4 protein-coding genes are annotated in these 2801 nt (G+C 42.2%); 3 read left to right on the forward strand and 1 reads right to left on the reverse strand.

The genetic code is table 11. The annotated features are described in order from the left end of the window. On the reverse strand, positions 1 to 188 hold a 188-nt coding region (locus GMD5S_RS0209530; RefSeq protein WP_029710691.1), incomplete at its 3' end, for a glutamine amidotransferase-related protein. A gap of 140 nt (positions 189 to 328) precedes the next feature. Here GMD5S_RS0209530 and GMD5S_RS0209535 point away from each other — a divergent pair. The 3 genes from GMD5S_RS0209535 (at position 329) to GMD5S_RS10630 (ending at position 2776) form a co-directional block, all read left to right on the forward strand. Beyond that, positions 329 to 1027, forward strand: a complete 699-nt coding sequence (locus GMD5S_RS0209535; RefSeq protein ID WP_000936173.1) for a GntR family transcriptional regulator — start codon at positions 329 to 331, stop codon at positions 1025 to 1027. A 136-nt stretch (positions 1028 to 1163) separates the two neighbouring features. Beyond that, a complete protein-coding gene (locus GMD5S_RS0209540) occupies positions 1164 to 2450 on the forward strand; it encodes a peptidase U32 family protein (RefSeq protein WP_000169097.1) in 1287 nt (428 codons plus the stop codon). Between the two features lie 14 nt (positions 2451 to 2464). Continuing rightward, positions 2465 to 2776, forward strand: coding sequence for a CHY zinc finger protein (locus GMD5S_RS10630; RefSeq protein ID WP_008279616.1), 312 nt, complete (start codon positions 2465 to 2467; stop codon positions 2774 to 2776). The last annotated feature ends 25 nt before the right edge of the window (positions 2777 to 2801 follow it).

Raw genomic sequence — 2801 nt, forward strand, 5'->3', positions numbered from 1 at the left:
CCACCAGAGAGGATGATCCCTACAGGGTTAATCGCACGAACCTCTGCGGCTGAGATTTTATGGCTTTTTAGCTCTGAAAAAACACCGATTTCACGAATACGGCGTGAAATCAGCTGGTTGTATTGGCTACCATAGTCCAGCACGATGATTTTTTCGACATCTTGCAAATCAGTTGAAATGTTGCTCATCTTTTTCCTTTCTCAAAAGAAATATCTTTTTCAATATTCTATCACAAATAGGGGCGAATTACCAACTAAACAAGGCAAAGTTTGACTTTTTCTTAGCAAATACGGTACAATGGAGAAAATAAAGAAAAGAAGTGAGAATCATGTTACCAGCTTATATGAAAATCCACGATCAGATCAAGAAGGATATAGATGAGCATCATTGGAAAATCGGAGAGAGACTTCCAAGTGAGCGAGATTTAGCGGAACAGTTTCAAGTTAGCCGGATGACATTACGCCAGGCTATCTCTCTCTTGGTTGAGGAAGGAGTTTTGGAGCGTCGTGTAGGAAGTGGGACTTTTGTCTCTAGCACTCGTGTCCAAGAAAAAATGCGGGGGACGACTAGTTTTACAGAGATTGTTAAATCTCAGGGGAAAGTACCTTCCAGCCATCTCATTTCTTACAGAAGAACCATTCCAAATGAACAAGAGGTCGCTAAGCTAGGGATTACTCCAACAGAGAATATTATCCGCATGGAACGGGTGCGTTACGCTGACCAAGTTCCGCTAGTCTATGAAGTCGCATCCATTCCTGAGAAATTTATTAAGGATTTCAAAAAAGAAGAAATCACCAGTCACTTCTTCCAAACCTTGCAACAACATGGCTATCGGATTGGCAAATCCCAACAGACCATTTATGCAAGATTGGCTAAGGAAAAGATTGCTCACTATCTAGAAGTCGAAAAGGGGCATGCCATTTTAGCCTTGACTCAGGTCTCTTATCTTGAAGATGGGACGGCTTTCGAGTATGTAAAGAGTCAATACGTGGGCGAACGCTTTGAATTTTATCTTGAAAATAACTAGTCTAGAAAGGCTAGTTTTTTGTTTTAGAAAAGATTAGAATTGTCAAAACAATCTGTCTAGGCTTGATTTTATCCATTATTTACTATAAAATGAGAAGGAAAAACGTCAAACTTTTATATTGCAAATAGGAGAAAAAATGACAAAAACATTAAAACGTCCTGAGGTTTTATCACCTGCAGGGACTTTAGAGAAGCTGAAAGTAGCTGTTCAATATGGTGCGGACGCAGTCTTCATCGGCGGACAGGCCTATGGTCTTCGTAGCCGTGCAGGAAACTTCACCTTTGAACAGATGGAAGAAGGCGTGCAGTTTGCTGCTAAGTACGGTGCCAAGGTCTATGTGGCTGCTAACATGGTTATGCACGAAGGAAATGAAGCTGGTGCTGGAGAATGGTTCCGTAAGTTGCGTGACATTGGGATTGCCGCAGTTATCGTGTCAGATCCAGCCTTGATTATGATTGCAGCAACAGAAGCACCAGGTCTTGAAATACACCTCTCTACCCAAGCCAGTGCGACCAACTATGAAACTCTTGAGTTCTGGAAAGAACTTGGGCTAACTCGCGTGGTTTTGGCCCGTGAAGTTTCAATGGAAGAATTGGCAGAGATTCGCAAACGCACTGATGTTGAGATTGAGGCCTTTGTCCATGGAGCTATGTGTATTTCTTACTCAGGTCGCTGTACGCTCTCAAACCACATGAGTATGCGTGATGCCAACCGTGGTGGTTGTTCACAGTCTTGCCGTTGGAAATACGACCTCTACGACATGCCATTTGGCCAAGAACGTAAGAGTCTTAAAGGTGAAATCCCAGAAGAATTTTCGATGTCAGCCGTTGACATGTCCATGATTGACCATATTCCAGATATGATCGAAAACGGTGTAGACAGTCTCAAGATTGAAGGTCGTATGAAGTCGATCCACTATGTTTCAACTGTGACCAACTGTTACAAGGCGGCTGTAGATGCTTATCTCGAAAGTCCCGAGAAATTTGAAGCCATCAAACAGGACTTGGTAGACGAGATGTGGAAGGTTGCCCAACGTGAATTGGCAACAGGTTTCTACTACGGTACACCGTCTGAAAACGAACAGTTGTTTGGCGCTCGTCGTAAAATTCCTGAATACAAGTTTGTCGCTGAAGTGGTTTCGTATGATGATGCGACTCAAACGGCAACCATTCGTCAACGGAATGTTATCAATGAAGGAGACCAAGTTGAGTTTTACGGACCAGGTTTCCGACATTTTGAAACTTATATCGAAGATCTTCATGATGCCAAGGGCAATAAAATAGACCGTGCTCCAAATCCAATGGAACTCTTGACAATCAAGGTTCCACAACCTGTTCAAGTAGGGGATATGGTCCGCGCTCTCAAGGAAGGGCTCATCAACCTCTATAAGGAAGACGGGACAAGTGTTACAGTTCGTGCCTAGATAAGGAAAAGGGAATGATACAAGCTCAAGGTTTATTGGTAGATGATGAAAGCAGATGTGTTCATTATCATAGTGAAAAGGATATTGTTTCACTCCAATGTTATGAATGCAAAAAATACTACGCATGCTATCAGTGTCACAATACTATGGAGACACATGTTTTTTCTCCCTATCCCTTGGCGCTTTTTGAGGATCGACCAATCTTATGTGGGGGTTGTAAGAGGACAATGACTTTCCAAGAATACCAAAAACAGATGGCTTGTCCTTACTGCAGTGCACCATTTAATCCAGGTTGTAAACAACACTATTCCTACTATTTTAAATAAAATGAATCGATCCAAGTTCTTAACT

The sequence above is a fragment of the Streptococcus sp. GMD5S genome (assembly GCF_000298715.2).
In the GTDB taxonomy this organism is placed as follows: Bacteria; Bacillota; Bacilli; order Lactobacillales; family Streptococcaceae; genus Streptococcus.